The sequence below is a fragment of the Pseudorhodoplanes sp. genome, from assembly GCF_046289595.1.
Taxonomy (GTDB): Bacteria; Pseudomonadota; Alphaproteobacteria; order Rhizobiales; family Xanthobacteraceae; genus Pseudorhodoplanes.
Window position 1 is genome coordinate 1 of sequence record NZ_JBKBVB010000040.1, and the last position, 22556, is coordinate 22556.

Sequence of the window (22556 nt, forward strand, 5' to 3'; positions counted from 1 at the left end):
CCGGTGCGGATGGATCGGATGCCATCACCGGCGATCCTGCGGCCGCATCCGCCCGCGCCCAGGCAAGCTTGCCCTCCGCAATGTCGGGTGCGCGGATGCAGGCGGACAGGCTGCCGGTATCCGTCGCCACAAGCGGCGGCGGCGTTGCCTCGCAAGCCGGCAGGCGAAACGGACAGCGCGGCGCGAAGCGGCAGCCCGGCAGCGGGTCCGCTGCCGATGGCGGCAGGCCTTCGATGGTTGCAAGCATGCCCGTGCGCGGCCGGTCGAGCCGCGGCACCGAGCGCAACAGCCCCATCGTGTAGGGATGCCTCGGGCGGTGGAAGACGGGATCGGCTTCACCCTGCTCGACCACGCTGCCGGAATACATCACCACCACCCGGTCCGCATAGCGCGCCACGATCCCGAGGTTATGCGTGATGATGATGAGCGCGATGCCGAGGTCGCGCGACAGCGACTTCATCAGCTCGAGGATCTGCGCCTGGATGGTGACATCGAGCGCGGTTGTCGGTTCATCGGCAATGATGAGCTTTGGATTGCAGGCAAGCCCGATCGCGATCATCACGCGCTGGCGCATGCCGCCGGAAAACTGATGCGGATATTGTTTCAGACGCTGCTCGGGATCGGTAATCCCGACCAGCTTCAACAGTTCCGCCGCGCGGGCCATCGCGTCCGGCGTGGACATTTTCAGGTGATATTGCAGCGGCTCGATGATCTGCAAACCGATCGGCAGGACCGGATTGAGCGAGGTCATCGGCTCCTGGAAAATCATCGAGATTTCGCGCCCGCGCACATCGCGCATCGCGTCCTCGGGCAGGGTGAGGAGATCGCGTCCCTCGAACAGGATACGGCCGTGCGGCGTGCGGCCGGTGCGCGGCAAGAGCCGCATGATCGAATGCGCGGAGACCGATTTGCCAGACCCGGATTCGCCGACCAGCGCAACGACTTCGCCGGGATGGACCTGAAGGCTGAAGCCCTCCACCGCGCGCACGGTCATCAGATCCGTGGCGAAAGTGACGTGCAGATTCTCGACGCTGAGCAGCGGTCCTGCAACGGCGTCCGACGCCGTGCTGTCGATACCGCTCACGATCGCAACGCTTGGTGCTGGCGTCCGACACGCCTCGCGCGCGCCCCCGCCAGCCGCGTCACTCGCATGCGAGCGCTCGGACATTCCCTCCCACCGGTGCCATTCCTTCTAGCGGAATGATCTTCCACTGAGTAGGATAGTGTCCGCAACGGACGGTGACAAGCGAAGATCGGTTGTGCGGCGTCCGGACGATGAGGGAACAGCAGCGTGTCGGAAGAAGCAACCAGTACGGTGGTCCGCGTGGTGCGGCTCCTGCAATGCGTCGCCGAACTGGGCGGCGAAATCTCGGTCAAGGAATTTGCACAACGCCTGTCACTGCCGCCGAGCACGGTGCATCGGCTGCTCAAGCTTCTGATGACGCAGGGGCTGATCGAGCAGCGCGCCACCACGCAGCGCTATCGGGCCGGCCGCGAATTGTTCCGCATCTCGTCGCTGATCACGCGGCAGATCGACATCGAGGAGATCGCGCGGCCGATCCTGAATGCGCTGCGCGATGCCTGCCAGGAGACCTGCTATTTTGCAATGTATCTGCCGGCCTCCCGGCGCTTCGTCGGCACGGTGGTGGCGCGCTCGCCGCATCCGCTCGGCTATCATTTCGAGCCGATGATGGAGCAGAAAGTCGCCTGGGGCGCGGTCGGCCGCTGCATGCTGGCCTATCTGCCGGACGATGTGGTCGCGCTGGCGGTCGCCGAGGCCGGGGCCTCGCCTGCCGGCAATCCGCCGCCGAAACTCGCCGACATGAAGGCGGCGCTGAAGCAGATTCGCGAGCGCGGTTACGCATCAGCGGTCGGCGAGATTTTCCCGGAGGCGATCGGCTTTGCGCGCGTGGTGTTCGATGCCGACGGCAATGTCATGGGCTCGCTCGGCATTACCATGCCGCTGATCCGTTACAAGCAGACGATGCACAAGCAGCTCGCCGACCTTGTCATCGGCAAGGCCAAGGACTTGAGCAAGGCGTTCGGCTATCGCGAGCCCGCGGAGGAAACAGCGGTGGCGGCCGCTCCGCTACGGAGGGCGCGGCGATGAGCGATGCGTTCCGGCTGCTTGACGAGGGCGCGGTGCTGGTGCTGGAAATCGACCGCCCGCAAACGAAAAACAGCCTGAAGCTCGTCGAGATGGACGCGCTCGGCGAGATACTCGCAAGCGCGCGCGTGCGGAACGCGCGTTGCCTTGTGATCCGCGGCGGCGGCACGAGCTTCTGTTCCGGGCGGGATGTGCGCGAGATCGATCCGCGGGGCGAGGACGCCTACGAGATTTTGCGCGGCAGGATCGGCCCGATATTGCAGCGGCTTTACGCCTTGCCCGCACCGACGCTTGCGTCGGTGCGCGGACCGGCGCTCGGCTTCGGGCTCGGGCTCGCGCTCGCCTGCGACATGACGATCGCAGCGGAGGATGCGGTCTTCGGCAGTCCGTTCCGGCGCATCGGCGCGGTGCTGGATTCCGGCGGGCATTACTTTTTCCAGCGCCGGCTCGGCCGGCATCGTGCCGCAGAGCTTGTGTTCACCGGACGCATGCTGAGCGGCGCGGAAGCCGCCGGTCTTGGACTCATCAACGAGGCGGTGCCGGCGGATGCGCTTGCGCTGCGCACGATGGAGCTGGCCGCGCTGATTGCCAGCGGTCCCACGGCGGCTTTTCGCGCGACCAAGGAAATATTGTCAGGCGAACGCAGCCTCGACGAAGTGCTGGAACTGGAAGCGCGCTACCAGAAAGACGTCACACGCGGCCCCGACGCACAGGAGGGCCTTGCGGCGTTTCGCGAGCGACGGAGCCCGGTGTTTCGGGGTACCTAACCACGCGTCATGCCCGCGCTTGTCGCGGGCATCCGCGCTTTATAGCGGGTATTTGGCGAAGACGTGGACGGTCGGGTCAAGCCCGGCCATGACGGCGGATACACAAAGTGCGGATCACCCCGCCGCTTTCTCTTTCTCCCAGAACGTGTCGAGATATTTGTAAAGATTGGTGAAGTCGACATCGCGGCCGAGCATCCTTTCCGCCTCTGCGAGCCAGGCGGTCAGCTCCCGCGGCAGCGGTGCGCTATAGCCGACATGGCGCGCGGTCTCCGCCATCACGCGGGCGTCTTTCGCCGCAAGCCACATCTTGAAATTGGCCGCGAACCTGCCGGACGTGACCTGCTGCTTCAGCACGAATTCGGTGGCGGCATTGCGCCCGTAGGACGCATTGATGATGTCGACCATCTGGTCCGGGTCGAGTCCGTATTTCTGCCCGACCAAGAGACCTTGCAGCGCCGAAATCAGGTTTAGCGCCGCGACGTAATTGTTGATGGTCTTCATCGCGTGGCCCGAACCGAGCGGACCGGTATGGAAAATCGCCTTGCCCATCGCGTGCAGGATTTTGTCCGCGCGCTTCACCAGCGCCGCATCGCCGCCGACCATCAGCGTCAGCGTGCCGTCGTCGGCGCCCTTCTGGGCGCCCGACACCGGCGCGTCGATCAGCCCGATACCGCGCTCTGCCAGTTCCTTGCCGAGGCTCAGCGTATCGGGCGGCGAAGACGACGAGCAGTCGATCACCAGCGTGCCCTGCTTCGCCGCCGTGATCGCGGCATCGCCGCCAAACAGCGCCGCGCGCACCACCTGGCCATCGCCCAGCATGGTGAGAATGGCCTCCTGGTTCTCGCAGGCTTCGCGCGGCGTCGCGACGGCCTTCGCGCCGCTGCGGCTCTCGAAATTCCGGCGCGCCTCTTCGGAGGGATCATAGGCCGACAACGTGAACCCGGCCTTCGCCAGATTGACCGCCATGCCGCAGCCCATCGCGCCCAGTCCGAAAAAGCCGACCCGGGCCGGCGGTGCGATCGGGGTATCCGACATCGTGACCTCCCATTCTTATCCATCGCGGCACCGGTCAATCCGCGCCGCTCGCTGAACTGTGTGTCAGTTCACCTGCTTGTCCTTGCCGCGCCAGTAAGGCTCGCGCAGCACGTTCTTCTGGATTTTGCCGGCGGCCGATACCGGCAGGGGATCGCTGCGCAATTCCACGCTGCGCGGGCATTTGTAGCCGGCGATCAGATTGCGGCAATGCGCCTGCACCGCCTCGGCCGTGAGCGCAGCGCCCGTGCGCGGCACCACGATCGCATGCACCGCCTCGCCCCATTTCGGATCGGGAATGCCGATCACCGAGACTTCGGCGACGCCGGGCATGACGGAAATCGCATTCTCCACTTCGGTGGAATACACATTCTCGCCGCCGGTAATGATCATGTCCTTGAGCCGGTCGACGATATAGATCAATCCCTCGTCATCCATGATCGCGGCGTCGCCGGTATGCAGCCAGCCGCCGCGCAGCGCATGGGCCGTTTCCTCCGGCTTGTTCCAGTAGCCCTGCATCACGATCGGGCCCCGCACCAGAATTTCGCCGATGGTGCCGCGCGGAACTTCGCGCCCGTCCTCGTCGGCGATGATGACCTCGACATTGGGCGGCGCGACGCCGCAGGATTTCAGCTTGTCGCCCGCAATCTTCGGGTCGCGCAGATGATGCGGGATCATGCTGCCGATCGGAGAGAGTTCGGTCATGCCCCAGCCGTGCAGGAAGCGCATGTTGGGCCACAGCTCGACCGCGCGCTTCAGCGTGCCTTCGGTGATCGGCGAGGAGCCGAACATGAATTGCCGCAGATGCGACAGGTCGCGCTTTTCGATGCCGGGCGAATTCACGATCATCGCGATCATGGTCGGCACCAGCGCGATGTTGGTCACGCGATGCGCGGACATCGCATCAAGGCAGGCGTCGACCTCAAAGCGCGGAATAAAGACATGCGTGCCCGCCGCCATGGTGACCGACAGGGTCGACATGCCGTCGGTGAGATAGCACATCGGCGCAGCATGCAGATAAACGCTCGAGGGGTCGTACCCGATCATGTAGCAGCCGTTCACCGCATTGGTGACGAGATTGTCGTGGCTGAGCATCACGCCCTTGGCCTTGCCGGTGCTGCCGCCGGTATAGAAGATGCCCGCAAGATCGCTGCCATGGCGGTCCGCGTCCTGCGCTGGCGCGGCGGCGGCGACCAGCGCCTCGTAATCGCCAAATCCGTCGGGCGCCGGGCCATCCCCGATATGGATCAGCATGTGCATCGCCGGCGCGCGTTCGCGGATCGCTCGCGCCGCATCGACGAAATTGTCGTCGACGATGAGAATTTCCGCGCCTGAATCGTCCAGAATATATTCCAGTTCCGGCAAGGCGAGCCGGGTGTTCAGCGGTACGATCGCGCCGCCGGCCCAGGGGATCGCATAATAGATTTCGAAATAGCGATGACTGTTGAGCGCGAGCAGGGCGACGCGTCCGCCTTTGGAAAGACCGGCGTCCCGGAGCACCGCTGCGGCACGCGCAATCCGGGACTGCTCTTCGCGCCAGGTGTACCGATGCGTGCCGTCGATGACGGCGATGCCGTCAGGCTTGACCTGCGCCGCCCGGCGCAGTCCCTGCGTGAGCCGTCCTCCCATCATGCCTTATTTCGTTTATCGGAATGGCATATCACTGGATGGCACAATATCGGCTTGCTAGTTTGCGCGCAAGAAATCCGGTAACCGCGCAACGGCCGGTCCCCGAGGAAACGCCATGACTGCTGCGCCCGACATCTCGGCGATCCTTGCGCGTCATATCGAAACGGCCGATGTGCCCGCGCAGGCGCGCGCTGTGACCCGACGGGCCGTCATCGATGCGATCGGGGTGATGACGGCCGCGAGCGGACTTGGCGAAGGCTGCGATGCCTTTGTGGCGCTGGCGCGGGACAGCGGCGAGAGCGGACGCTGTTGCGTCTTCGGCTTCGATTTTCGCACGTCGCCGGTGATGGCTGCATTCGCCAACGGTGCGATGGCGCATGCGCTCGACTTCGAGGACACCCACGACGCGACGCTGGTGCATCCGCATGCCGCCGTGGTGCCGGCCGCGCTTGCCATCGCCGAGCATATCGGCGGCGTGAGCGGACGCGATTTCCTCGATGCGGTCGCGATTGGCGCCGATCTGTCCTGCCGGCTGGCTCTTGGACTGACGGAAAGCGTCGAAAAGCGCGGCTTCTATTTCATCCCGATGCTGAGCGCCTACGGGGCTGCGGCAGCGGCGGCGCGGCTGCTCAAACTCTCCGAACATCAGATCGTGCAAAGTCTGGCGCTCGCCTCCTGCCAGGCCGTGTTCTCCGATGCGCTTGTGTCCTATCCGCCCTCGCATCTGCGCGCTGTGCGCGACGGTTTCAGCGCGCGGGCGGGCGTGACCGCGGCCTTGCTGGCGGGCCGCGGCCTCGAAGCCTTCGCGCGGCCGATTGAGGGACCGGGCGGACTCTATGCCAATTTCGCGCGCGGACAATTCGATGCGACGCGCATTCTGGATGCGCTCGGGGAGCGCTACGAGGGCACGACGGTGAGTTTCAAGCCGTGGCCGTCCTGCCGCGGAACCCATGCGTTTGTCGAGGCGGCGCTGTTGCTGCGGGGGGAGCATGGCTTCGATCCACCGGACATTGAGCGGATCGATGTGACGGTCAGTCCGTTCTTTGCCGTTCTGTGCGAGCCGGCGGCGCAGAAGGCGCGGCCGAAAACTGCAATCGACGCAAAATTCTCTATCCCCTTTACGGTTGCGCTCGCACTCGCTCAGGGCGATGTCGGCCTGCAGGATTTCGCAAAGGAGCGGCTTGCCGATCCGGCGCTGCACGGCCTTGCGGACAAGGTGCATCACGCGGTCGAGACGTCCTGGACCCTCGACCAATCGACGCGCGGGGTGCTGGCGCTGTCGCTCACCGGCCGCGGCAAAGTCTCACGTGAGGTGATCGATCCGCTGGGACATCCGCGCAACCCGATGGACGAGAGCGCGATGCGGCGGAAGCTCGAGAATTGTCTGGCAGTGGCGCGGCATCCTTTGGATGCTGCCGCGGCGCGAGGCCTGACGGAGCGGCTGGAGGGTATCGAAGGGGTAGCGGATGTACGAGCAGTGTTTGGCGCTTCGCGATAGCCCTCTCAATTGTCGTCCGCGCTTAGCTCTCTCAATTGTCATTCCGGGTTCGCGCCGTCGGCGCGCCCCGGAATGACCCGGACCTACAACACCGCGTAGTAATCGAAGATCGAATGATCGCTTCGCCGCTCGGCCGAGCCGACGATGATGGTGCGCGTCAGCCAGTCGTGTTTGCCGACCGGCGTTTCGAAACTCGGCGCAATCCGCATGTAATATTCCGACGGCTCGACCGGCTCGAGCGCCTCCTGCCGTGCCGCCACCTCGGGTGGCGCATGCCGGTAGCCGCGATTGATCATGTAGATCGGGGTGCCGTCGTCGGCTTCCAGCATATAGCGCGCGTCGAAGCCGACCGTATGGTCGTCGCGGTAAAGCGCCCAGTCGCCGCCACTGTTCGGGACCACGCGGCCGTTCAGCCGCGGTCCTTCCACCGTGCCGCCCGCTGCGGTAACGAAGCCCCGCGTGCTCCCCTGCGGCAGCGGCCCGAATTTCTGCCGGATGCCGAGCAGCATCTTGATCCTGAACACGAATTCGAGTCTCGGCGTCACCGGCGCCATGATGTCCTCCGCATATTGTTGTCGCCGCTTTGTCGTCATCTGACCGGATGCCGCGCAGCGCCGGACCGTTGCCAGTCCAATTTTGGAATGTCATTCTGCTGAACGAAACGGCGCAATGTCAACGACGCCGGGCAGGCGGCAGCCATGCCGTGGGAGGATGAATGTCCACCGTCCAGCCATCGTGCCCTGCATCGCAGGACGGCTCGCTCTTCGACTATGTGATCGTGGGCGGCGGCTCGGCAGGCTGCGTGCTCGCGGCCCGGCTGAGCGAAGACGCGAACGTCCGCGTCTGCCTGATCGAGGCGGGACCGAGGGACACGCACCCACTGATCCACATCCCGCTCGGCGTGACCTGGCTGATCAAGCACAAACGGCTGAACTGGTGCTATTGGTCGGCGCCGCAGCAGCATGTGGGTGGACGCAAAATCTTCCTGCCGCGCGGGCGCGTCCTCGGCGGATCGAGTTCGATCAATGGCTCGATCTATATCCGCGGCCACCGCTCCGACTATGACGACTGGGCGGCGTGGGGAAATCCCGGCTGGTCCTATGCCGAGGTGCTGCCTTATTTCAAGAAATCGGAGAATAACGAGCAACACACTGCCTCCCCCTATCACGGCATCGGCGGACCGCTGAATGTGTCGGATTGCGAGAGCTACAATCCGCTCACCGGGATGATGCTGGACGCGGCGGATCAACTGCAGTTTCCGCGCACCGCGGATTTCAACGGCCGCGACCAGGAAGGCTTCGGCAGGCGGCAGATTACAGTGCGAAATGGCCGCCGCGAATCGGCGGCGACTGCGTTCCTGCGCGATGCAGGCAAGCGCAAGAACCTCATCATAATCTGCGATGCGCTGGCGTCGCGCGTGATGTTCGAGGGGCGCCGCGCTGTTGGCGTCGAAATCGTTCATAAGGGCGAGCGCCGGATCATCGCCGCACGGCGCGAGGTCATCCTCTCCGCCGGCGTCTTCGCCTCGCCCGCGATCCTGATGCGCTCGGGAATCGGCGACGGGGCGGATTTGCGCAAGTTCGGCATCGAGACGCTGCATCACGCGCCTCAGGTCGGACGCAATCTGCAGGACCACATCTCCTCGCCGGTGCAGTATTCGACGCCGACGACGCTGCCCTACGGGATTTCCTGGCGAACCCTGCCATGGACGGCGTGGACAATCGTGAATTACGCGCTGTTCCGGCGCGGCCTGCTTGCCAATACCGGATTGCAGGCCGGCGGCTTCGTGCGTTCCAAACCGGGGCTCGACCGCCCGGATATCCAGTTCATCCTGATGCCGGCGGAGCGCACCCCCGACGGCCGCATGGGCATCGGCCACGGATACGGGCTGATTGCGATCGTGCTGCGGCCGAAGAGCAGCGGCACGGTCAAGCTCGCCGGAGCCGATCCGGAGCTTGCACCTCTGATCGATCCCGCCTTCTATAGCGAGGCGCAGGATATCGACGACATGGTGCGGGCCTTGCGCATTGCGCGGCGCATTCTCGAAGCGCCCGCCTGGGATCGCGTGCGCGGCGCGGAGATCCGGCCGGGCCCGCAGGTGCGAAGCGACACGCAACTGAAGGAGTATATCCGCGCCTCGTCGCAGACCTGCTTCCATCCGGTCGGCACTTGCGCCATGGGCAAGGACGCGGACCATGTGGTCGATGCCGAGTTGCGTGTGCGCGGCGTCGAGGGCTTGCGGGTGGTCGATGCTTCGGTGATCCCGCGTATGATCGGGGGCAATACCAATGCACCGGTCATCATGATCGCGGAAAAGGCTGCGGACATGATCCGCGGCCGCCCGCCTTTGCCAGCGGCGCGGGAGGTGTGATGGCGTTGCGACGCGCCTGATGGCGTGCTCCGCGCCAGTTGTTTGTGACGATCCGAAACCTTAGGATGACGCAAATACCATCATCCGGAGGCTTCGGGATGGCGTCCATCAGACTTGCTGCCCTGGTTCTCGCCGCCGTCGCCCAGCTCGCAATGCTTGCTGCGGTCACGGCAGCGCAGGCTCAGCAGCCGCCGAAGCCGGACGAGGTGTCGCCTGCGGAGACGCGGAGCGCGCAGGGTGGAGCGGCCGATACGTTCAACGCAACGCCGGACATCGTTTTCCGGGTGCAGCAGCGCCTCTACGACTTCGGCCTGCGTCTTCAGGACATGGACGGCAACCTGAACCAGGAGACGGTTCGCGGTCTGGTTCAGTTCCAGACATTCGCCAATCTCAATCCGGACGGACGGCTGACGCGCGCCACCATCGAACGGCTGATGACGACGCCCGCGCCTGCGCCATGGGTGACGATCGCTTTCGATGGCGCGGGAAATTTTGCCCCCGAGATCGGCCGCACCCGGCGCGAGTCCGAGCTTGAGGCGATCCGGCGGCTGCAACGGCGATCCAAAAGCGACTTCAAGCTGTCGTCGGTGGCGGCGCCGAATTGCCTTGGCTTCGCCGTGACGCGGTATACTGAACGTGGCCGCCGCGGCCGTACCACCTACACGCAGGCCTTCACCGCCGCCGGCGACTCGCTCGACGCGGCGGGGCGCCATGCATTTGACTTTTGCGAACGCGAGAAGGGCGGTGGCCAGTGCCAGGTCCGCTACGCGCTGTGCGCCGATGGCAGCGGCGGCAGCCGTGCGCCGGCCGAAGCCGATCGCGGCCGCCGCCGGGACCGTGACGGGCAGGCGCAGCGCGACGATCTGCCGGTGCCGCGCTTCGATCCCAAGTCGATTCCGGTACATGGGGCAGGGCCGCGTTTCGATCCGGGTTCACTGCCGCTGAATGCGCCGCCGCCTCAGGAACGATCCTCCATTCCGACCATGCGGTCCGATCCTGACGTGCCGGCGGTGAATGCGCCACGGCGATAACGCAAAAGGTCAGCGCGGTCTCGGCGCATTGACGGGAATGGTGGTCGCATCGAACCGTTCCGTTGGGACATCGCCGCCGGGCGTCGGTGCGAACGGCAGATCCTTGACCCGGCGCAGCGCGCCTTCCATGGCCGGACCGAGTGCGCCATTGAGCGGCCCGTTATAAACGCCGGCGCGGGCCAGCAGCCGCTGCAGTTCGACGCGGAAGTCATGGGTCCATGCACCGGGCCGCTCGACCATCATCCGGATCGAATAATCGTGGCCCAGACGGATCGCTGCGTAGAGCCAGCGCGCGGCCTGGCGCGGATCGTAGGGCAGCCCTTCGCCGCTGTCATAGGCCATGGCGGTGTTGAACATGCCGAAATTGTCACCCTGATGCGCAGCGAGGAGATAGAGGCGAACCGCCTCTCGCTGGTCCTTCGCGACGCCGAGCCCGTTGTTGAGCATCCAGCCGTAATTGGTCAGCGCCGCGAAATAGCCGCGCTCGACCAGGCTGCGATAGAGTGCCGCCGCTTCCTGATGCGCACCTGTCTTTTGCAGCGAGCGCGCGAGCTGGAACTCAAAGCGGGGGGTTCCCGGAAAGCGGGCCAGCGCCGAGCGGCAGGCTATCACTCCCTCGGCGCCGTTCAGTTCGCCCATCGTCACGCCGGGAGTGACGCGCTCCGGATCGCTGGCGCTGCCCGCGACGATGTCGCATTGATGGACCGGCGGCTTGCCGGTCATGACTGCGTCGCGGTCCGGCGGAACGACGATCGCCTGATCGCGCTTGGGCGCGGGCGCAGCGTCGCGTTCCGGATCGGGCTGCGGCCTGAAGCCCTCCGCCTTGCCGTTGAAATAGAAGTCGCGGATCAGCGCCTGATTGTCCCAGGGCAATTGTTCCTTATTGGTCTTTTCATAGACCTCGCGCCGCACGCGCTTGAGCATGTCCAGCACGTCGACGCCGGGGCTGTGGAGATGGCGGCTGAGCGCACCGGAATAGATGCTGTTGTCGCCGTCGCCGTCGAGCGCGACATGAAAGGGCTGCGTCGAATAGGAGATCAACGTATCGGCGCTGGCAAAGGCGCTGGCGAGACCCTTGCCAACCGCCTTGCTTCGTTCGCCCAGCGCCTTGGACAAGCGCTCGCTGAGCGGATTGTCGCGGCAGGCATCCAGGATCACGATCGTGGTGATGCGGTGATGCGCGAGCCGCTGCAGGACGATGTCGAGCGCCACCAGCTGGAATGGCAGGTCGGCCTCGTCGGAGAGCCGCGCATCCACCGGCACCATGTAATTGCGGCCGTCGACCTGCAAACCGTGGCCGGCATAGAAGAACACCGCAGCATCCGCGCCCTCGAGTGCGCCGGCAAAATCGCGAATCGCCTTTTCAAACTGACTTTTGCCGGCATCGAGTGCAAGGGTGACGGTGAAGCCGAGTTGCTTGAGTGACTGCGCCACCGCCCGGGCGTCATTGCCCGGATTTTTCAGGGGCGATACCGCGCTGTAATTGCCGTTCCCGATCACCAACGCGACCCGCGTCGCGGCTGTGGCGGACGGGGCAGCCCCGCTAGCCAGTATGAACAGCGAAAAGGCGATAAAAAGCCTGAAAATATGAGGCATTATGCGAACCTCGACGGGTGGCAATGGTGCAAGTCTAAGGTGACGCCGCGGCGACCGCCAGCGCTGCGAGCGCCCCAGCATCTCACGAAACTGCGACAGGCCTCCGGCGTCAGACGGTGGCGGAAGTCCGCCGCATCGGCTAAAAGGCCGGCGATCCAGAGAGCGACCATGCAAACCTATGACCGCAAACCGTTGACCCCTCCCGGCGGGCACAAAAAGGTGCTCCTGCATTCCTGCTGTGCGCCCTGTTCCGGCGAGGTGATGGAAGCGATGCTGGCCTCCGGCATCGACTACACCATCTTTTTCTACAATCCGAACATCCACCCGGAGCGCGAATATCTGCTGCGCAAGGACGAGAATGTGCGCTTCGCCGAGAAGCACGGCGTGCCGTTCGTGGATGCCGATTACGACAAGGACAACTGGTTCGCGCGCGCCAAGGGCATGGAATGGGAGCCGGAGCGCGGCATCCGCTGCACCATGTGCTTCGACATGCGCTTCGAGCGCACCGCGCTTTATGCCCACGAGCATGGCTTTCCGGTGATGACCTCCTCGCTTGGCATTTCGCGCTGGAAGAACATGGCGCAGATCAACGATTGCGGGAAGCGTGCGGCCGCGCGCTACGACGGCTTGAGCTACTGGGATTTCAACTGGCGCAAGGGCGGTGGCGCGGCGCGCATGATCGAGATTTCCAAGCGCGAGGAATTCTATCAGCAGGAATATTGCGGCTGCGTGTATTCACTGCGTGACACCAACGCGCACCGCCGCAGCCAGGGCCGTGGACCGATCGAGATCGGCACGAAGTTTTACGGGCGGGACGAGGATCGGGACGCCGGCTGACACTGCGCTCCTGCCGGGCGGGGATCACGCCGGGCGGTCTGCCGTTCCTTGTGCGAGCGAACGGCGAAAGGCCGAGGGCGTCTGTCCGGTCCGTTTCGCGAATAGCCTGCTGAAATGCGCCGGATCGGCAAATCCGAGGCGGTAGCCGATTTCGGCCACCGGTTCGGGGGTTGCGGTCAGATGTCGCCGCGCCTCCAGCACCAGACGATCGTAGATGAGATCGCGCGCGCTGAGCCCGGTGGAGGCGCGGCAGCGCCGGCTCAGATGGTCGGCGGTCACGCCGAGCGTGCGCGCATAGTCTGCAACCGGCCAATGCGCGCCGAACTTCCGGTCTATCAGCGCCCTAAACCGCTGCACCAGCGGATCGGATGCGTCCTGCCGCTGTCCGGAGGCTTCACTGCACCCATGGCGGATGAACCAAAGTCCAAGCAGAATCGCATGAGCACGCAAGGCCTCGGTGCGGCCGCGCCTGGTTGCATCAAATTCGCGGGCTACCGTTCTGAACAGCGCTCGCAATTCACTCAGGCCGGTCCCGATGTCGATGTGCCGAAGTTCAAAGGAGCCGGGTGCGCCATTGCTTCCGGCGGCGGTCGCCAGATTCTGGATTAGCAAGGCCGGGACGGTGACGGTATGCCCGGAACTTTGCGGCGTGAACGAGAAGCCGTGGACCGTGGCGGGAGCAATCATCCAGGCCGCGGGCGCCGCCAGGCGCGATAGTCTACCGTCGATCACGGCCCTGACCGAGCCGCGTTCCAGTAGCGCAAATTGGTACAGCGCTTCATGCCGGTGCGGTGGAATGTTCCAGCGGTGAATCTCGCCGCGCCGCTCCATCCGTTCGTAATGAATGCAATCGTCGGGTTCGAAGTGGCGTACTTCGCGAAAAGACACGGTCAGAAGCGGTGCGCGTGACGGCATGGCAGGCCCCGGAACGGATCGGAAATGTACAATCGGGCGTCGTGTCCGTCCATGTCCGAGAACGGCGCTTGCCATTAGCTATGTATCGGCCGGGTAAGCCAATCGACGCTACCCCAAGACGCCCCAGCAAAAAGCCGGGGCAAGAAACGCGGAAAGAAACGCGGAAAGAAACGCGGAAAGAAACGCGGAAAGAAACGCTTGGAGGACGGATCCATGATCGATCGGCGCTGCTTCATTGCGACTGGGACTGCGGCGGCCGCGGCCGCCTGTTTCGCCCCCATCGGCCGCGCCCAGGCACAACTCGCCGGCAATGCTTTTATCATCTCGGGTTTTCCCGCCGGCGGCATCGGCGATCTGGTTTCCCGGCCTATGGCGGAGAAGATGCGTGGCCGCTATGCCACCAATGTCCTCGCCGACAACCGTGTCGGCGCCGGCGGGCGGATCGCGGTCGAATATGTCAAACGTGCCGCTCCGGACGGGCTGACGATCCTGCAAATCCCGGCATCGATCATGACGCTCTATCCGCATATTTACCGTAACCTCGCCTACGATCCGCTGACCGACTTCGCGCCGGTTTCGACCACGGCGACCTATGTCTATTCGTTCACCGCCAGTGCCGCGCTACCGGCCGAGATCAAGACCGTCGCCGATTTCGTCACCTGGGCGCGTGCCAATCCGAAACTCTCCAGCTACGGGATTCCCGCCGCCGGATCGGCGCTGCATTTTGCGGGGATGATGCTGCAGCGCGCGGCGAATTTCGAGTTTTCTGCGATTCCCTATCGCGGCGGCGCCCCGCTTCTCGCGGACATGCTGGCGGGGGTCATCCCGGTCAGCTTCAACGTGCTCGGGGAGGTATTGCCGCATATCCGCAGCGGCAAACTCCGGTCGCTTGCCGTGTGCAGTCCGGAGCGCTCGCCGTTTGCACCGGAAATTCCAACCATGGTCGAGCAGGGCTTTCGAGAAATTGCATTGCAGGAATGGCTCGGCTGGTTCCTGCCGGCGAAGACGCCGCAAGCCATCGTGCAGTCTCTGAACGAACAGCTGCGCGAGGGGCTGCACGCGCCGGAAATGGTGGAAACTCTTGGCAAGAGCGCATTGCAGCCGCGCTACATGACCCCGGATGCCTTCGCGGCGCAGCTCAAGACAGATTACGAACGCTGGGCGCCGATCGTTAAAGCAACCGGCTTCACCGCGATGGAATAACGATGCAATTGACCGGCGCAGAGGCGCTTGAACGACTTCTCGCAGGCGAAGGCGTCACTGCTGCGTATGGCGTGGTGGGAGGCAAACTCGCGCCGCTGCTGCATGCCATCGCCCGCGGCCAGCGCATTCGCTTTGTCGGAACCCGCCACGAAAGCGCCGCTGCAATGATGGCTGCGGCGAGCTTTGCCGGAACCGGACGGATTGCCATCGCACTCGGCGAAATGGGGCCGGGGAGCCTGAACCTTGCGGCGGGTGCGGGCACTGCATTTGGCAACAATCTTGCCGCGCTGTTAATCACCACCAACCAGCATCGCGCCGCAGCCTATCCGCATGCCGGCATGTTCATGGACCTCGACGCGGTTCATTTGTTCAAACCGATCACGAAATGGAACGCGGTGGTGCATGACCCGCGCCGGCTTCCGGATCTCGTGCGCCATGCGTTCCGTGAGGCGCTGAGCGGGCGGCCGGGACCGGTCCACCTCGACGTCCCGCAGGACGTGTTGGCGGCCGCGGTTGAATTTGCCGATGACGAGTTCGATCTGCGGCCTGAGCAATACCGTCCGACCACTGGCCCGCGGCCAGCAATACATCTGTTGCACGAGGCTGCGGAGATGCTTCGCAGGGCGCGGCGGCCGTTGATCGTGGCCGGTGGCGGCGTCGTGGCAAGCGGGGCGGAGCAAGGCATACGCGATCTGGCGGCGCGATTGCGCGCCCCGGTGATCGCCACACAAATGGCGCTCGGTGTGGTTCCGACCGACTCCCGGCATTTCATCGGTCACGGCGGCATCATCGGCGGCGATGCACTTCACGCGGCGCTGAGAGAGGCCGATGTGATGCTTGCCGTTGGTTGCCGCTTTTCATCCTGGATGTGGGACGAGCGCGGCCCGCTCGCCGGGCGAGCGCAACAACGGCTGATCAATATCAATATCGATCCATCGGCGCTTGGTCAGCCTGCCCGGCACGCGGTCGCCATGGTCGCCGACGCAAAGGCCGCGCTGTCCGGTCTCATCGAGGCGCTTGACGAGGGCGAGAGTCCGGAGGTCGAGGAGACGTGGCTCGCGCGGCTGCGTACCCAGCGCCGTGCCTACGAGGCGCAATTCGAAGCGGCGGAGACGCCGCAAGACGATGCAATGCACCCCGCCGCACTGAGCATTGCAATTGCGAGGGCGTTGCCTGAGAACGCGCTGGTTGTGTTTGACGGCGGTCACACCACGTTCTGGAGCAACGACATCATCCCGGTTTCACGCAGCCGCAGCCGCTTCCATGATCCCGGCATGTGCCAGCTCGGATTCGGTTTGCCATATGCGCTGGCGCTGCAGATCGAGAACCGGTCGGTGCCTGTCATCAATATCACGGGTGACGGCTCGTTCGGCTTCACCATCCAGGAACTCGACACCGCGCGTCGCCACCGGCTACCGGTGGTGACCATTGTCCACAACAACGCGGCCTGGGGCATCATCCGGGCCGGTCAGCGCGCGCAGCTCGATTTCGAGCTTGGAACCGCTCTTGACGGCACCGACTATGCCGCCGTTGCGCGCGGGTTCGGCTGTTTCGGCGAGGCCGTGACTCATGAACGTGAGCTTGCGCCAGCGTTGACGCGGGCGCTGCGATCGGGCTTGCCCGCAGTGCTGGACTGCCATACGCGCTTTGTGCCGCATCCCTGCCTGAAGGCCTTTGGCCGGATGAATGCCTACGGCTTCGATGCGTTGACACGCGTACCGGCAAGGGCGCAGTGAATGCGTTGCTTTTGCATTATGGTTGCGCTTCCGGTGCGACCGATTGTGCCGGGCGGAGAACCCCGCCCTTCGGGGCGAACAGGAAGGCTGCCGCAAAGAACAGTGCCTGCGTCAGCACGATGCAGGCCCCGGTCGCGCCATCGATGTGGAAACTGACGATTGTGCCGATGAAGGCCGATACCAGCGCCACCGCCGTTGCAATCACCAGCATGCGCGCGAAGGAATCGGTCAGCAGATAGGCGGTGGCGCCCGGGCCGATCAGCATGGCGATCACCAGAATGATGCCGACCGCCTTCAGCGAGGCGACGATGGTAAGCGCAAGCAGCACCAGCAGTCCATAATGCAGGACGCGCACCGGAAGTCCGATCGAGCGGGCGTGGTTCGGATCGAAGCAATAGAGCAGGAGATCGCGCCATTTCAGCAGCACGACCAGCAGCGTGCCGCCGGCGACGATTGCAGTCTCGGCCAGATCGCGCGCGGTGACGCCCAGCACATTGCCGAACAGGATATGCAGGAGATGCTGGTCGGTCTCGACCTTGGTGAAGATCACGAGGCCAAAGCCGAACATCCCGGAAAACACCACACCCATCACGGTGTCTTCCTTGATCCGGCTGTTTTCCTTCAGATAGCCGGTGGCAAGCGCGCAGCCCAAGCCCGCAACAAAGGCGCCGATCGCCAGCGGAATACTCAGGATGTATGCGACCACGATGCCCGGCAGGACCGCATGCGAGATCGCGTCGCCCATGAGCGACCAGCCTTTCAGCACCAGATAGCAGGACAAAACCGCGCAGACTGCCGCGACCAATAGCGAGACCACCAGTGCGCGCTGCATGAACGGATAGGACAGCGGCAGCGCGACGAAATCGACAAGCGCGCTCATGCGGCAAGCTCCGCGCCCGCGATCCGCCGCCGCCGCGCCGCGATCACGCCGTGCTTCGGTGCGAAGACGAAAGCGGCGAGAAAGACCAGCGTCTGCAGGGTGACGATGACGCCGCCTGTCGCCCCGTCGAGGAAGTAGCTGATATAGGCGCCGAGAAAGCTCGTCGTCACGCCAAGCGCGACCGCGATCAGGATCAGGCGGCCGAACCGGTCGGTCAGCAGATAGGCGGTGGCGCCGGGCGTCACCACCATGGCGATCACGAGACAGGCGCCGACAGTCTGCAGGGCGGCAACCGTGCAGGTGGACAGCAGCACAAAGAACACGATCTTGAGCAGGCCGGTGCGGATGCCGATCGAGCGCGCATGGCTTTCGTCGAAGAATGTGACCATCAGATCCTTCCACAAGAAGGCAAGTACGATCAGCGAGACCGCGGCGATGATCGCGACCTGGACCACGTCCTCGTCGGAAATCGCGAGAATGTTGCCAAGTACGATGGTCTGGATCGACACCGAGGTCGGCCAGATCGAGGCCATCAGAAGGCCGAGCGCGAACAGCGCCGTGAAGACAAGGCCGATCACGGCATCCTCGCGCAGCCGCGACTTCTGCCGGACGAATTGCATGGCGAGCGCGGCGATGATGCCGGCAAAGAAGGCGCCGGCCGCAAACGGCGCGCCAATGATGTAGGCGCCGGCGACGCCCGGCACGATCGAATGGGCCAGCGCATCGCCCATCAGTGACCAGCCCTTCAGCATCAGATAAGCCGACAGAAAGGCGCAGACACCGCCGACCAGCGCCGAGACCCACATTGCCTTCAGCATGTAATTGTAGCTGAACGGCACCAGCAATTCGGCGGCGAGGGCGCTCATTTGGCGGTCTCGTCCTTCGCGCTTTCGGTCTTGCCGCCATAAAAAACCAGCGGGCGCTCGTCGTCGGTCAGCACCGTGACACTGCGCGCGTCGTCGTCGTCATGCAGGTCGCGGCCGCCGAGCCGGAAGTTGCGCAGCACGCCGCCGAAAGCGCGTTCCAGATTTTTCTGGGTGAACACCTCCGCGGTCGGTCCTGCTGCGAGCACCGTGCGGTTGATCAAGACCACGCGGTCGCAGAAATCCGGGACGCTGCCGAGATTGTGGGTCGAGACAAGGATCAGGTGACCGGAATCGCGCAGGTCGCGCAACAGGCCGACGATCGCAGTCTCGGTCTTCACATCGACGCCGGTGAACGGCTCGTCGAGCAGGATGATCCGGCCCTCCTGCGCCAGCGCGCGGGCGAGGAAGACGCGCTTCTTCTGGCCGCCGGAGAGTTCGCCGATCTGCCGGTGCCGGAATGCGCTCATGCCGACGCGCTCCAGCGCCTCGTCCACCTTGTAGCGGTCGGCGCGCGAGGGCATGCGAAGGAAATTCATGTGGCCGTAGCGCCCCATCATCACCACGGTCTCCACCAGCACCGGGAAATTCCAGTCGACGTCCTCGCTCTGCGGGACATAGGCTACGATGTTGCGGCGGATCGCCTCGTCGACGGTGAGGCCGCAGAGCCGCACCTCGCCGGCGGACGGACGCACGAAGCCCATGATCGCCTTGAAGATCGTCGACTTGCCGCTGCCGTTGACGCCGACCAGCGCGCAGATGGTGCCGGGGTCGAGATCGAAGCTTGCATGGCGCACGGCGGTATAGCCGTTCGGATAGGTCACGCTCAGATTTCGTAACGAAATGCTGGCGCCCAGCGAGGCGTCGGCAGCCCGGATCAGACGCTGGGCGGGGGCGGTCATGGAGCTCAATCCTTGGATTGTCGGGAAGCCATTATTTCCCGAACCCTTTAGCGATGGTTTCGACCGTCACTTTCAGAAGGTCGAGATAGGAGGGCACCGGGCCGTTTTCCGCGCTCAGTGAATCGACATAAAGAACCCCGCCGTATTTCGCTCCGGTCTCGCGTGCGACCTGTTTGGCGGCGCGGTCTGAAATCGTGCTCTCGCTGAACACCACCGGAATCCTGTGCTTGCGCACCAGGTCGATCACGCGGCGCACCTGCTTGGGCGTGCCCTGTTCGTCGGCGTTGATCGGCCAGAGATAGGCTTCCTTCAGGCCGTAGTCCCGGGCGAGATAGCTGAAGGCGCCTTCGCTCGTCACCAGCCAGCGCTGGTTTTCCGGAATGGTCGAGAGGCGCTTGCGCAGGGGCTCATCCAGCGCCCTGATCTTTGCAGAATAGTCCGCGGCATTCCTGTTGTAGGCGTCGGCGTTCTTGGGATCGAACTTGACCAGCGCCTTGCGGATATTTTCCACGTAGATCAGCGCGTTCGACGGCGACATCCAGGCATGCGGATTGGGCTTGCCGGAATAGGGCCCCTCGGTGATCCCGACCGGCTGAATCCCCTCGGTGACGACTGCGAGCGGGACATTCTTCACGTTGTCGAAGAAGCGTTCGAACCAGCGTTCGAGATTGAAGCCGTTCCACAGCACGAGGTCGGCGGCCTGCGCCTTGACGATGTCGAGCGGGGTCGGCTGGTAGTCGTGAATCTCTGCGCCGGGCTTGGTGATCGATTCGACGATGGCTTTGTCGCCCGCGACATTCTGCGCGATGTCCTGGATCACGGTGAAGGTGGTGACCACGCGAAACGGCTTGTTCTGCGGCTGCGCGAATGCAGGCGCTGCACCGGCCGTGAGCGCAATTGCCAGCAGCGCAACGGCAAGCCGCACGCAGAGCGCCCGGAGCCGCACGCCGGCAAGCAAACGGACCAACGCAATTTCCATGGACTTCCACCCGCCAACACTGCAATTGCGAATTATTTGCAACATAAAACTGGCCTTTGTCTGCGTCAAGCCAGTTGCGAATGAGTTGCAAAAACAGCGTGGCCGCCTGAGTGCGCGCGGAACCATGCGGGGGTGGGGGCGGCAGCGGATCCGTGCCTCTGGCCGCAAAGCGGACACCGTGCTTCTCACTGGGACGTTTGTCGCAGACCAAGCATCGATCGCACGGCCGCGGAATATTTCCCCGTCCGCGCCCGGCACACGGGGCGTCCGGGCGAGCGCAGGCAAGCCCAATCCCGGGGGGCTTCGGACCCTCAGCGATCCGGAAAAACCTGGTAGCGGATCGATTGCGGCGGGCGCCGCTGGTCCGGCGCGAGCGTGACGGTATCCATCGCGTCAGGTCTGGCTGGCTGCTGATGCGTCACGGCCGGCCGTTGTGGCGGACGCGGGGTCTCCTGCGCCAATGAAGACGACACGCCCAGCATCGAAAATAGCAGCGCCAATGCCCACATCGCGATGGAGATCAGCGCCGTCCACATCGCGAAGGTGAGGTAGGTGTCGCGCAGCACGGTGGCGCTTGCCCATTGCGCATAGGCCTCCGGTGGCCGGAAATCCTTGTCGATATAGAGCCACATCTCGGTCTTGCGGTAATCCTTGGTCAGCGCTTCACGCGCCTTCAGCACCAGGACGAAGGCCATAACGGTGGTGAGGAAGCCGCCGGTCTGGAAGGCAAGCCGCGGATTGAATGACATACCGATCATGATGCAGAAAATGCCGAGCGAGGCGAAGCCGCAGGCGCGCAGGACGGTTTCGTACGCGATGCGGCGCATATGCTCCATAATCGTCTCGTCCTGTTGTCGGGAGCTAAGCTAGCAAAGCCGCGGCACGCCTTCCGCTCACGAAGCGGTGTGTCAGGTCTGCCCTGCGGGACCGTCTTGCCGTATCACGCCCAGGCCGCCAGCAGGCCAAGGCCGAACAGCAATGCGGCAATTCCTGCCGCGTTCTTGGCGGCGGAGAGCAAAAGGGTCTCGAGCTGCTCGCAGGCAACGGCGCGGCCGTCGTGACCTTCCGGGCGCTGCTCGGGCTCCATGACCTGCCAAGGCTCGGTTGCGGCCACCCGGTCCTCCGTCAGAAACAGGGCGCGCACCAGCATCACCGTCGTGAAGAACATGGCAACGGAGGCGCCGAGAACGAGAGCCAGCGGCGGATTGAAGCTGTAGGCGATCATCAGGATGCCGCCGGCGAAGGCCGCAACGCCGGCATCGCGGGCGATGGTGAAATACGCAAAGCGAGCGAATGTTTCCATGCGGGTCTCCCTCAGAGAACGGGCGCCTGCTCCTCGAATGTCCTCCCACACATCTTCTGAAACCGAGCAAGCGCCGTGCCATGTCTCGGACCAACCGGCCGAAACGTCGGCAACGTCAGGCTGGTTCCTGAAAGCGGCAGGAAAAGGTCGGCCGCGTGCGGGATTCTTGGCCGCGGACGGGACCCTTGGCCGCGCCGCAAAATTTGCGAGCCGGAGGCCGGTTACAGACCGATGCTGATGAAATTTCCGATCGCCGGAATCGTCAGGATCGCGGTGCAGGCCAGCCAGATCCAGAGCGACACCACGGTCGAATCGTCCTTGGCGCCGATATAGCGCTCATACAGGGCTGCAGGGATTCCCCCGATGATGACGGTCGCGGTCGACAGCATCAGGGATGAAAAATACGCAATCGCCGCCGTCGAACCGAATAGCGGCTCGGCCATCAGGAAGATCGAGATCTGGAACACGATCACGAAGAACGGATTGAAGATTCCGTTGATCATGCCGAAGAATGCGATGCCGATGAAATAGAAGCTGCGTTCGTTCATGCCCCGCCCACCCGCAATGCACCGGTTGCGTAGAAAACCACGAACAGCAAGACCCGCAGCCAGAACAGCCAGACGAAACCGAACAGCCACAGCACGACCGGGGCCGTCGCCTTCGGCGTGACCGCGGCGAACGCCTTGAGGAATGGATCCGTGATCGCGCAGAAGCCGCGCCAGATATAGTTATTGGAATCGTGGTCGACGAACAGGCCGAGCACGGCGCGGCCAAGCATGGTGTACATCACCACCGCCAGAACGAAGTTCGGCAGATTGAAGTACCAGAGGCTCCAGAACGATTGCTGCACGCGAACGGGCTCCGCCTTTCCGTCTTCCCCCAGGGTGGCGCGCTTGCGAGGTGCGCG

At 64.3% G+C, this 22556-nt stretch carries 22 protein-coding genes and 1 pseudogene; 8 read left to right on the forward strand and 15 right to left on the reverse strand.

Features of this window, described 5'->3' with window-relative positions; all coding sequences use genetic code 11:
- The coding region (locus ACK41X_RS10570; protein ID WP_409722515.1) for an oligopeptide/dipeptide ABC transporter ATP-binding protein at window positions 1-460 on the reverse strand (460 nt) is incomplete at its 3' end.
- A pseudogene (locus tag ACK41X_RS10575) lies at window positions 455-967 on the reverse strand (ABC transporter ATP-binding protein); the annotation flags it as partial. The gene ACK41X_RS10570 and the pseudogene ACK41X_RS10575, both read right to left, overlap by 6 nt.
- A gap of 324 nt (window positions 968-1291) precedes the next feature.
- On the opposite strand from ACK41X_RS10575, the gene ACK41X_RS10580 reads away from it, so the two are divergent.
- Both ACK41X_RS10580 and ACK41X_RS10585 read left to right on the forward strand, forming a co-directional pair.
- Entirely contained in the window at window positions 1292-2110 is an 819-nt protein-coding gene (locus tag ACK41X_RS10580; RefSeq protein WP_409722427.1) for an IclR family transcriptional regulator, read from the forward strand.
- Window positions 2107-2874, forward strand: a complete 768-nt coding sequence (locus ACK41X_RS10585; RefSeq protein ID WP_409722430.1) for an enoyl-CoA hydratase/isomerase family protein — start codon at window positions 2107-2109, stop codon at window positions 2872-2874. The genes ACK41X_RS10580 and ACK41X_RS10585 overlap by 4 nt, the downstream gene beginning before the upstream one ends.
- Window positions 2875-2988: 114 nt before the next feature.
- Here ACK41X_RS10585 and ACK41X_RS10590 read toward each other — a convergent pair whose 3' ends face one another.
- Both ACK41X_RS10590 and ACK41X_RS10595 read right to left on the reverse strand, forming a co-directional pair.
- The gene (locus ACK41X_RS10590) at window positions 2989-3909 is read right to left on the reverse strand and encodes an NAD(P)-dependent oxidoreductase (RefSeq protein WP_409722433.1); all 921 of its coding nucleotides are present in this window, start codon (window positions 3907-3909) and stop codon (window positions 2989-2991) included.
- Window positions 3910-3972: 63 nt separating this feature from the next.
- Window positions 3973-5538 (reverse strand): class I adenylate-forming enzyme family protein, encoded by a 1566-nt coding sequence (locus tag ACK41X_RS10595; RefSeq protein ID WP_409722436.1) that lies wholly within the window; start codon window positions 5536-5538, stop codon window positions 3973-3975.
- A 112-nt stretch (window positions 5539-5650) separates the two neighbouring features.
- On the opposite strand from ACK41X_RS10595, the gene ACK41X_RS10600 reads away from it, so the two are divergent.
- Window positions 5651-7033 carry an MmgE/PrpD family protein gene (locus ACK41X_RS10600; protein WP_409722439.1) on the forward strand — a complete coding sequence of 461 codons (1383 nt, stop codon included), beginning with the start codon at window positions 5651-5653 and terminating at the stop codon, window positions 7031-7033.
- An 83-nt stretch (window positions 7034-7116) separates the two neighbouring features.
- Here the strand turns inward: ACK41X_RS10600 and ACK41X_RS10605 are convergent, their stop codons facing one another.
- On the reverse strand, window positions 7117-7626 hold the full coding sequence (locus ACK41X_RS10605) for a DUF3237 domain-containing protein (RefSeq protein ID WP_409722442.1): 510 nt from the start codon (window positions 7624-7626) through the stop codon (window positions 7117-7119).
- 122 nt (window positions 7627-7748) lie between these two features.
- Here ACK41X_RS10605 and ACK41X_RS10610 point away from each other — a divergent pair, with 122 nt between their 5' ends.
- Window positions 7749-9404 (forward strand): GMC family oxidoreductase, encoded by a 1656-nt coding sequence (locus ACK41X_RS10610; protein WP_409722444.1) that lies wholly within the window; start codon window positions 7749-7751, stop codon window positions 9402-9404.
- A 98-nt stretch (window positions 9405-9502) separates the two neighbouring features.
- Window positions 9503-10435: a peptidoglycan-binding protein gene (locus ACK41X_RS10615; RefSeq protein ID WP_409722447.1), complete on the forward strand. Its 933-nt coding sequence runs from the start codon at window positions 9503-9505 to the stop codon at window positions 10433-10435.
- Between the two features lie 9 nt (window positions 10436-10444).
- Here the strand turns inward: ACK41X_RS10615 and ACK41X_RS10620 are convergent, their stop codons facing one another.
- Window positions 10445-12262 carry a caspase family protein gene (locus ACK41X_RS10620; protein ID WP_409722450.1) on the reverse strand — a complete coding sequence of 606 codons (1818 nt, stop codon included), beginning with the start codon at window positions 12260-12262 and terminating at the stop codon, window positions 10445-10447.
- Between ACK41X_RS10620 and ACK41X_RS10625 the strand changes: the two genes are divergently transcribed.
- On the forward strand, window positions 12200-12868 hold the full coding sequence (locus ACK41X_RS10625) for an epoxyqueuosine reductase QueH (RefSeq protein WP_409722453.1): 669 nt from the start codon (window positions 12200-12202) through the stop codon (window positions 12866-12868). The two genes, ACK41X_RS10620 and ACK41X_RS10625, sit on opposite strands and share 63 nt — an antisense overlap.
- Window positions 12869-12892: 24 nt before the next feature.
- On the opposite strand, the gene ACK41X_RS10630 is transcribed toward ACK41X_RS10625, so the two are convergent.
- Window positions 12893-13699 (reverse strand): helix-turn-helix domain-containing protein, encoded by an 807-nt coding sequence (locus tag ACK41X_RS10630; RefSeq protein WP_409722456.1) that lies wholly within the window; start codon window positions 13697-13699, stop codon window positions 12893-12895.
- Window positions 13700-13996: 297 nt separating this feature from the next.
- On the opposite strand from ACK41X_RS10630, the gene ACK41X_RS10635 reads away from it, so the two are divergent.
- Together ACK41X_RS10635 and ACK41X_RS10640 are read left to right on the forward strand one after the other, a co-directional pair.
- Entirely contained in the window at window positions 13997-14986 is a 990-nt protein-coding gene (locus ACK41X_RS10635; RefSeq protein ID WP_409722459.1) for a tripartite tricarboxylate transporter substrate-binding protein, read from the forward strand.
- Window positions 14987-14988: 2 nt separating this feature from the next.
- Window positions 14989-16722, forward strand: coding sequence for a thiamine pyrophosphate-binding protein (locus ACK41X_RS10640; RefSeq protein ID WP_409722462.1), 1734 nt, complete (start codon window positions 14989-14991; stop codon window positions 16720-16722).
- A 16-nt stretch (window positions 16723-16738) separates the two neighbouring features.
- Here the strand turns inward: ACK41X_RS10640 and ACK41X_RS10645 are convergent, their stop codons facing one another.
- The 8 genes from ACK41X_RS10645 to ACK41X_RS10680 form a co-directional block, all read right to left on the reverse strand.
- Window positions 16739-17602 (reverse strand): metal ABC transporter permease, encoded by an 864-nt coding sequence (locus ACK41X_RS10645; RefSeq protein ID WP_409722465.1) that lies wholly within the window; start codon window positions 17600-17602, stop codon window positions 16739-16741.
- Window positions 17599-18468: a metal ABC transporter permease gene (locus ACK41X_RS10650; protein ID WP_409722470.1), complete on the reverse strand. Its 870-nt coding sequence runs from the start codon at window positions 18466-18468 to the stop codon at window positions 17599-17601. The genes ACK41X_RS10645 and ACK41X_RS10650 overlap by 4 nt, the downstream gene beginning before the upstream one ends.
- The gene (locus tag ACK41X_RS10655; RefSeq protein WP_409722474.1) at window positions 18465-19367 is read right to left on the reverse strand and encodes a manganese/iron ABC transporter ATP-binding protein; all 903 of its coding nucleotides are present in this window, start codon (window positions 19365-19367) and stop codon (window positions 18465-18467) included. Before ACK41X_RS10655 ends, ACK41X_RS10650 begins: the two co-directional genes overlap by 4 nt.
- Window positions 19368-19398: 31 nt before the next feature.
- Window positions 19399-20325, reverse strand: coding sequence for a metal ABC transporter substrate-binding protein (locus ACK41X_RS10660; protein WP_409722518.1), 927 nt, complete (start codon window positions 20323-20325; stop codon window positions 19399-19401).
- 332 nt (window positions 20326-20657) lie between these two features.
- Window positions 20658-21173: a hypothetical protein gene (locus ACK41X_RS10665; RefSeq protein WP_409722477.1), complete on the reverse strand. Its 516-nt coding sequence runs from the start codon at window positions 21171-21173 to the stop codon at window positions 20658-20660.
- Window positions 21174-21286: 113 nt separating this feature from the next.
- On the reverse strand, window positions 21287-21649 hold the full coding sequence (locus ACK41X_RS10670; protein WP_409722480.1) for a hypothetical protein: 363 nt from the start codon (window positions 21647-21649) through the stop codon (window positions 21287-21289).
- A gap of 221 nt (window positions 21650-21870) precedes the next feature.
- Complete coding sequence (locus ACK41X_RS10675) at window positions 21871-22197, reverse strand: hypothetical protein (protein WP_409722483.1); 327 nt, start codon at window positions 22195-22197, stop codon at window positions 21871-21873.
- Window positions 22194-22499: a hypothetical protein gene (locus tag ACK41X_RS10680; RefSeq protein ID WP_409722486.1), complete on the reverse strand. Its 306-nt coding sequence runs from the start codon at window positions 22497-22499 to the stop codon at window positions 22194-22196. The genes ACK41X_RS10675 and ACK41X_RS10680 overlap by 4 nt, the downstream gene beginning before the upstream one ends.
- Between the last annotated feature and the right edge of the window lie 57 nt (window positions 22500-22556).

Bases quoted from the DNA above. Each gene is read 5' to 3' on its own strand.
- ACK41X_RS10585 (WP_409722430.1), top strand. From the start codon at position 2,107: ATGAGCGATGCGTTCCGGCTGCTTGACGAGGGCGCGGTGCTGGTGCTG.
- ACK41X_RS10590 (WP_409722433.1), bottom strand. From the start codon at position 3,909: ATGTCGGATACCCCGATCGCACCGCCGGCCCGGGTCGGCTTTTTCGGA.
- ACK41X_RS10595 (WP_409722436.1), bottom strand. From the start codon at position 5,538: ATGATGGGAGGACGGCTCACGCAGGGACTGCGCCGGGCGGCGCAGGTC.
- ACK41X_RS10600 (WP_409722439.1), top strand. From the start codon at position 5,651: ATGACTGCTGCGCCCGACATCTCGGCGATCCTTGCGCGTCATATCGAA.
- ACK41X_RS10605 (WP_409722442.1), bottom strand. From the start codon at position 7,626: ATGACGACAAAGCGGCGACAACAATATGCGGAGGACATCATGGCGCCG.
- ACK41X_RS10610 (WP_409722444.1), top strand. From the start codon at position 7,749: ATGTCCACCGTCCAGCCATCGTGCCCTGCATCGCAGGACGGCTCGCTC.
- ACK41X_RS10615 (WP_409722447.1), top strand. From the start codon at position 9,503: ATGGCGTCCATCAGACTTGCTGCCCTGGTTCTCGCCGCCGTCGCCCAG.
- ACK41X_RS10625 (WP_409722453.1), top strand. From the start codon at position 12,200: ATGCAAACCTATGACCGCAAACCGTTGACCCCTCCCGGCGGGCACAAA.
- ACK41X_RS10620 (WP_409722450.1), bottom strand. From the start codon at position 12,262: ATGCAGGAGCACCTTTTTGTGCCCGCCGGGAGGGGTCAACGGTTTGCG.
- ACK41X_RS10630 (WP_409722456.1), bottom strand. From the start codon at position 13,699: ATGGAGCGGCGCGGCGAGATTCACCGCTGGAACATTCCACCGCACCGG.
- ACK41X_RS10635 (WP_409722459.1), top strand. From the start codon at position 13,997: ATGATCGATCGGCGCTGCTTCATTGCGACTGGGACTGCGGCGGCCGCG.
- ACK41X_RS10640 (WP_409722462.1), top strand. From the start codon at position 14,989: ATGCAATTGACCGGCGCAGAGGCGCTTGAACGACTTCTCGCAGGCGAA.
- ACK41X_RS10645 (WP_409722465.1), bottom strand. From the start codon at position 17,602: ATGAGCGCGCTTGTCGATTTCGTCGCGCTGCCGCTGTCCTATCCGTTC.
- ACK41X_RS10650 (WP_409722470.1), bottom strand. From the start codon at position 18,468: ATGAGCGCCCTCGCCGCCGAATTGCTGGTGCCGTTCAGCTACAATTAC.
- ACK41X_RS10655 (WP_409722474.1), bottom strand. From the start codon at position 19,367: ATGACCGCCCCCGCCCAGCGTCTGATCCGGGCTGCCGACGCCTCGCTG.
- ACK41X_RS10665 (WP_409722477.1), bottom strand. From the start codon at position 21,173: ATGCGCCGCATCGCGTACGAAACCGTCCTGCGCGCCTGCGGCTTCGCC.
- ACK41X_RS10670 (WP_409722480.1), bottom strand. From the start codon at position 21,649: ATGGAAACATTCGCTCGCTTTGCGTATTTCACCATCGCCCGCGATGCC.
- ACK41X_RS10675 (WP_409722483.1), bottom strand. From the start codon at position 22,197: ATGAACGAACGCAGCTTCTATTTCATCGGCATCGCATTCTTCGGCATG.